This is a genomic window from Autumnicola musiva (assembly GCF_031846585.1).
Classification (GTDB): Bacteria; Bacteroidota; Bacteroidia; order Flavobacteriales; family Flavobacteriaceae; genus Autumnicola; species Autumnicola musiva.
This window is the reverse complement of record NZ_JAVRHK010000036.1, coordinates 1-6759: the sequence shown is the minus strand read 5'-3', so window position 1 is coordinate 6759 and position 6759 is coordinate 1. Positions and strand designations below refer to the sequence as shown.

The window sequence follows — 6759 nt, the reverse complement described above, 5'->3', positions numbered from 1 at the left end:
AAATCACCCGCTCCGCAGCAGCAAATTCTGTAAATCGAAGGCCGGTAAAATTTGGTTTCAGCAATATTGAAATTATTCAATCCTCTTTTGATGCATTACACCTGGAAAACGCCAATGGTGGAGACCTATACTTGTATCCTGCTTTTATGGCAATTGTTGACGACAGGAAAAATCTTGGACTTATAGAAATTGAAGAATTAGAGTTTTACTTTCATAGCCAACGTTTTATTGAAGAAGAGAAGGTTCCTGGAGATGCTTCTATAATAGAATACACCTGGGCAAAAGTAAATAAAAACGGAACTCCGGATAAAAGGTTTAAAGCCAATTATCAGATCCCGGTTTGCAAATATGGATCCATTAAACTATCCAGCTCTACCGGACTTAACGAAGCTTATTTAATGAGCAGTTTTGAAAAAGCAGAAGAATTTGCCAATGCTATGGAAGCATATCAACAAGCTGTCAAACAAAACAGATAATAACAACCTACAATTACTATTAAAATCAACTCCTATGGTAAAAAAATTACTCGTGCTCCTACTCCTCCCCCTATCCTTTTCATCATTTGGATCCAATGAACCTATTCTTATTACTGAATCAGCTATTCAAATTAGTTTTGATGAAACCAAAGAAATATTGTTCAGTTTTGCTGAAGGGGACGAAATTTTAATAGACCTTGAAATGGTTAAAGGGAAACATTTAAAAGAATTTCAAATTTCGGGACCATCCTCAAATACCCTGTTCTCAGAATACAAATTGAAATCTTTAACAGGCAAGAAAGTTAAAGCCAGAGAGAAGGGTGTTTATAGCTTTAAGTTCTACAGTTCGTCACTAACCAATAGAGCATTTAAAATTACCATTAGCAGGATCCCTGCAAATGATCAAACCATGCATTTTAATACCGACTGGCGGTGGGAAACACAGAGGGATACAGTATATATTCCTTACACCATTGATAGTATTACAGGCTATAACACTATACTATATACAGAAAATGTAAAGGAATTAATTGAAATTAAGCGGGAAGAGGATCTTTTAGTCGACAAGAATCAGAGGGTCCATTCGTACTTCAACGAAAATGAAAGCAGCACTTTCTTACTGATCAATTTGCCACAGCGCTTATTACAGATTTACGCGAAGAAAGAATAATAAGCTGGGGCTATTGGATAGGTGTAGGACAGGAATCTCAGGAAGCATATAAAAAGAATACGGAGTTCTTTATCGGATTAGCAGAAGAGGTTACCTCTATTTACGGGACACCTTTAGCCGGCCTTGCGATGGGTGCGATTTCAGAATTGATCATTCCCAAAACAGGAGAGGACGTTTCCTACTGGTTTATTCCCGATGAAGCTAACCTCGGGTTGTTCAGAAGTGGACAAGCATTTTCCATCTTCGATAAAGGGAAAGGCATTGCTGCATATGGCAAAAATACTACCCACACAAGTGGTACTTTTTTCCTGGGGCTTCACAACGACAATCAGGTTCAGGGAATTGATGTAGACATAAAAATAGTGGCCATAAGGGAAATAAAAATCTATGAATATGTGGAATATGAAAGGGAGCGACAGGAGCCAATCATAGTAACATTAAATAAGGAGAGAATGGAAATCAATGAAACAAAATACCGGATGCCGGTTGAGTGAATCCAGTTAATATCTAGGAGTAAAATTTAAGATGTTCAATAGCTCAACTGCCTTTATTTGATTTAAAAAACAATAACTAACGCAAACAGAAATGAAAAATGCCCTTACTGCGCAGAAAATATTAATAAAGAAGCAATTAAGTGTAAACATTGCAGCGAAATGTTGGATGGTGGAATAAGAGCCATCCGATCTTATCAAAATCAATCTACTCCTCTAAGAGAACGAAAATGGAGCCTCGGTGTGGCTGCTGTATTAAGACTGGTTATTCCAGGAGCGGGACAAATGTACAAGGGAAATATTGGAACAGGTCTGTTTTGGCTTATCATAGTGGAAATAGGTTATTTTCTACTTATTATTCCCGGCTTAATCTTACATCTCATTTGTAACAGCAGCCTCTGGAGATCCTTATAAATAACCTGAAAGGAATGCAAATCAAAAAATAAGTCTTTAGCAATAGGATAACTGGCGTGCTATATGAACCCGGCGTTTTGCTGGTTTAATACTTCTAAATAGCAGTATGTAATTCAACCTCTTATTTTTACCGTAACAGAATGCAGAAACCAGAAATATTCGGATTGACCGCAGCGAAATTATCAATCCTGCCCGGCGAATGGAAGAATGAATACCATACCTAGAGGATTATTAAAAAACACCACTTTGAAATTATTACTAAAAAGATGAGGCAGAAGTATTCAGGTTTAGAGAAAGAAAGTTCGCCTTAACACCTATTAGTCTTTATTTTCGAATCTAATTTTCTCCAACTAATCAACTAATACATATTTATTGATCATATAATCAGTAATCTCCTTCACCGTTTTACCGGTTTCAGGATTTATTCCGGGGGCACTAAAAAAGTACAGCTCATTCTCGTGCTTATCGTACCACACATTTGCTTTTCCATTCCTGAAAAAAGTAGTGGTGTCACTTACCTCGATTTGTCGGAAATTTTCCAGTAAGTGAAGAGTCTTTTTCGTTTCTCCTGCTTTACCCTCACAAGGAGTCACTTCATAGTGATCTTCTTTCCAGATCATACAATCTTCACTCCCTGAAGAATAGCCCAGATATCCAGCCCCTAGTACTAAAATTCCAATTAAGCTAACCAGGAGCATGATTCGCTTCCTGTATTTTTTGTTGCTCTTACCTTCTCCGGTTTTTTCAGAATCTTCCTCCTTAGGCTGAGTTTCCTGCATTCCAGCCTTGTATTCCCTGTAATCGCTGTAGCCAAGAAACACGGCGAGTTTATTCCTTTTTTCAAGGTTCGGCTCGGTCTCTCCATTGTAGTATCTCTCCAGGGTTTTTACTGACAAAGGATACTTTACCTCTTCCAATAAGTACTCGGCTATATACTCCGCCCATTTCCTCAGACTATCTTCTCCGGATTCTTCCTTTGCCTTAACAAAAATATCTTGTAAAAATTTATCCATAGATATCGTTTTGATGATGATCTAAAATTAACATTTGCCGTTAACATACTCAAATTCAGTTAGACATAAAAATGACAAAACGTGTCTTTAACATGTCTCCACCCTGTCCTTTAAATGCCCCTTAGATGTCGCCGCTATGTCTCTGCAAAAAGGCTCTTCCCTTCACATCTTTGCCATGTAATTGAAAGACGATTATGGCTTGCAAACATCATCACGCGCAGCTTTCAATTATTCTGAAAAGTCAATACGGCCTGTGAAGGTCACCGGGAAGTAACCAAACACAGCCGTATTGATCTCTTCAACTTCCCAAATGTACTCGCAGTACGGGTACCCCAATTACGGATTGTCGTAAACGGAGAGAAAAGTCTCCCCCAGACGTCCCATGTCTAAAATTTAAAATAAGAAAAATGAAAAAAGCAATATTAATTGTATGTCTAATAGGTGCAAATTTATCATTTATTGCCTGTACAGACGATAGCCTCGCCGATGTGCAGGAAGAAATGGACACTTATGCCGATGGTGACACTGGCGGTGGTAATGGTGGTGAAGATCAGCAATTGGATCCACCCGAAGAACCGCCAGCCGGTAATTAATTTTTAGAAAGCCCTGCTAAATCAGCAGGGTTTTTTATTTTAGTTGCATGAAAAGCCCCCTGATTCTTTCAATTTTTTTTATCGTTCTTCTTGTCTCCTGCAAGGAAAAAGATCAAACTAAAAAAATCCAATGTCGGAATGATCTCGCCGCTCAGTTCTTTGAGAGAAGCAAAGAAACAGAGGATCTGAATCAAAAGCTGACGCTCTTGAAAAAGGCGCTAGCAGAAATCTACACACCCCAAAACACACTACAAGCAACCATTTATGATAATCTTATCTATTTTCACAACAAAAAAAAAGAAATAGACAGTTCTGTATACTACGCGAATCTTCTTATAAAAAATGGATTTGAGCGAGGAGACACCCTGCAAATAGCAAAAGGGTATTACAGGAAGGCAAAAAGTTTTTTTTATCAAAATGACCAAATAAATGTGCTTAATAATACTTTTCAATCACAGAGGTATTATTTATTAGCCGGAGATAGCGTAAATGCAGGTAAGCGTTTACTGGAACTGAGTATTGCTCAAACGCGACTGGGTGATTTTCCCGCGAGCCAAAACAGCGCTGTTAAAGCGCTTTCCCTTTTAAAGCCTTCCAAAGATTCTTTCTATATTGCTAGTTCTTACAACAACCTCGCAGCTACCTATAGAAAACTGAAGGATTTTGATGAGGCTATTGAAGAGTACAGTAATGCTTTAAAATATATTAATTCTTCACAGGATAGTCTGGCGGTAGTTAACAATATAGCTAATGTTTATGCTGAGAAAGAAGATTTTAAAAAGTCCCTTGGACTATTAGAGTCAATCCTGCCTTTAGCTGAAAACCAAAATTTCATTAACCGTATCAGGGATAATTATTACTTTACGAAATGGCTCAGCGAAAAAACCGATATTACTGATTCACTGGAATTAATTATGGAAGCCAGAAGTAAATACAATGACCTCACCGGATTATTGTCGAGTTACGATCATCTAGTAAAGGTTAATGAAAAAGATTCTCCAAAGGAAGCCTTGCGGTATGCCAAAGCTTATTATGAAACCTCCCGGAAACTTAACAGCGTCACCGATGAAATCTCTGCACTGGATTATCTTGTTCGGTTATCCCCTGTCAACGAAATCAAACCTTATGCATTAGAACACATCCGCCTGAATGATAGTTTAATAAAGTCCAGGGACAAGGTCAAAAATTTATTCGCTAAAATTAAATATGATGAGGAGCAGAAATTAGAAGAAATAGATCAACTAGAAAAAATATCCATACAACAACAGCTTGAGGTATTGAGAGGCAGAAATCGGCTGAATATTGCTATTCTCTTAGGGATCCTCTTAACTGGTAGCGCCGCTGTCATCTACTATTATTCAAAGCAACGTCATAAGAAGGAGAGAATAAGAGAGATTCATGCCACTGAAGCTCGCATCTCTAAAAAAATCCACGATGAATTGGCAAACGATGTTTACAACGTTATGACTGAACTTGAAAATCCGGATCATTCATATAAAAGAGGTACAGTAAAAAAATTGGAAAGTATTTACGATAGAACAAGGAATATTTCCCGGGAAAATACTCCAGTGACTACTAGTTCCGGTTATCGCGAGGATTTGCAAGACATGCTATCCCAAAGTGTACCTCAACAAACAACATTGTATCTTATAGGATTAAAAGATATTTCCTGGTCAAAATTAAGTACTGAATCTAAAATAGTTGTTCACCGTGTGCTCCAGGAATTAATGGTGAATATGAAAAAACACAGTGAAGCTTCTATAGTAAAATTAAATTTCAGAGAAACGTCTTCAAAACTTACAATTTCCTACATTGATAATGGAAAAGGATTTTCTTCAGCGGAATTAAAAAAAGGTGCCGGACTTAAAAATGTGGAAAACCGTATTGATTCTATCGGAGGTTCTTTTAATTTTCAACCGGAAACCACCGATGGATTTTCCGCACAAATTGTAATTTCTTTTTAGATGTTTAAAAAAGTTCTGATAGCAGAAGATATAGATGCAGTGAACACTGCATTAAAAAAGTTCCTATTGAGTTTAGGGGCTCAGGAAGTGGTGTATGCTTCGTACTGTGATGAAGCCTACCTGAAATGTAAAAAAGCTTATCAGGAACAATCTCCCTACGACCTCGTAATTTCTGATCTTTCATTCAGACAGGACCACAGAGAAGAAAAAATTAGATCAGGAGAAGAATTGTCCTTCATCCTTAAAAAAGAAATGCCTGAATTGAAAATTATAATTCATTCTATTGAAGATCATCCGGGAAAGGTAAAAAAAATAATTCCCTATGTTGACGGGTATGTATGTAAAGGCCGGAAAGGTATGAATCATCTGGAACAAGCTATTCAGCAAGTGTACGGCGGAAAATCATACCTATCTCCCGATATTGAACAAACACTACATCATAAGAATGTAAAAGAATTATCAGATTATGATCTATCCATCTTGAAACTTCTTTGTGATGGTTATACACAGGAAGAGATAAGTATGAAATTTAAAGCTCAGGGCATCACCCCTTTTAGTAAAAGTTCTATAGAAAAGAAATTAAAAGACCTCCGTGAAGAATTTGAAGCAAAAACAAACCCTCAATTAATTAGTACAGTGCTTACACTTCAGCTTATATGATACTATTTTTAAAGGAAAGAAGTCCGGGAAAAGGAAAAGCAGCATACATCCTGGGAGTTGCATGACGGTATCCTCGGAAAACTCTTTGGCATAAGGTTAAGCCTGGATTCTTTAAACCAGGAAGAAACTGAGAAGAGCAGGAAGAAGAGATTCAAATATATAGAGGAAATGCAGAAAATAGCTGAAGAAATCAGGTTTCTTTATCATAAGTTGAACAAAACTTCCCTGGTCGACGTGAATTTCAAAACTGTGCTGAAAGAAATTGTTAAGAATCAGAGTACGAAGGAAACCAGGATAACTTTGAAGGTCGATTCGAGTATGACTGGAACAATACTTGAAAAATGACATTAAAATGAACCACTATGGACTCCAAGTCCATAGTTTCGGGCTGGTGACTTTAAGTCACCGCTAAGGTTTAGTAGGACTATCTCATAAACTGTGTAAATAGAAAAATAACAGGGGTCGCGACCCCTGTTAT

The 6759-nt window shown here is 37.4% G+C and carries 7 protein-coding genes and 1 pseudogene; 7 read left to right on the top strand and 1 reads right to left on the bottom strand.

Annotation, left to right across the window (positions count from 1 at the left end):
• From RM539_RS19430 to RM539_RS19420, 3 genes and pseudogenes are all read left to right on the top strand, one after another.
• Positions 1-476 (top strand): annotated as a pseudogene (locus tag RM539_RS19430) (DUF4236 domain-containing protein); the annotation flags it as partial.
• A gap of 34 nt (positions 477-510) precedes the next feature.
• Entirely contained in the window at positions 511-1146 is a 636-nt protein-coding gene (locus RM539_RS19425; RefSeq protein ID WP_311505088.1) for a hypothetical protein, read from the top strand.
• A 128-nt stretch (positions 1147-1274) separates the two neighbouring features.
• Positions 1275-1640: a hypothetical protein gene (locus tag RM539_RS19420; protein WP_311505087.1), complete on the top strand. Its 366-nt coding sequence runs from the start codon at positions 1275-1277 to the stop codon at positions 1638-1640.
• A 761-nt stretch (positions 1641-2401) separates the two neighbouring features.
• Here RM539_RS19420 and RM539_RS19415 read toward each other — a convergent pair.
• On the bottom strand, positions 2402-3064 hold the full coding sequence (locus RM539_RS19415; RefSeq protein ID WP_311505086.1) for a hypothetical protein: 663 nt from the start codon (positions 3062-3064) through the stop codon (positions 2402-2404).
• A 407-nt stretch (positions 3065-3471) separates the two neighbouring features.
• On the opposite strand from RM539_RS19415, the gene RM539_RS19410 reads away from it, so the two are divergent.
• The 4 genes from RM539_RS19410 to RM539_RS19395 all read left to right on the top strand — a co-directional run bounded on the left by RM539_RS19410 (position 3472) and on the right by RM539_RS19395 (position 6626).
• Positions 3472-3657 carry a hypothetical protein gene (locus tag RM539_RS19410; RefSeq protein WP_311505085.1) on the top strand — a complete coding sequence of 62 codons (186 nt, stop codon included), beginning with the start codon at positions 3472-3474 and terminating at the stop codon, positions 3655-3657.
• Between the two features lie 206 nt (positions 3658-3863).
• Positions 3864-5621 carry an ATP-binding protein gene (locus RM539_RS19405; protein ID WP_311505084.1) on the top strand — a complete coding sequence of 586 codons (1758 nt, stop codon included), beginning with the start codon at positions 3864-3866 and terminating at the stop codon, positions 5619-5621.
• Positions 5622-6281 carry a DNA-binding response regulator gene (locus tag RM539_RS19400; protein WP_311505083.1) on the top strand — a complete coding sequence of 220 codons (660 nt, stop codon included), beginning with the start codon at positions 5622-5624 and terminating at the stop codon, positions 6279-6281. It begins immediately after the preceding gene.
• 57 nt (positions 6282-6338) lie between these two features.
• On the top strand, positions 6339-6626 hold the full coding sequence (locus RM539_RS19395) for a hypothetical protein (protein ID WP_311505082.1): 288 nt from the start codon (positions 6339-6341) through the stop codon (positions 6624-6626).
• Positions 6627-6759 lie beyond the last annotated feature (133 nt).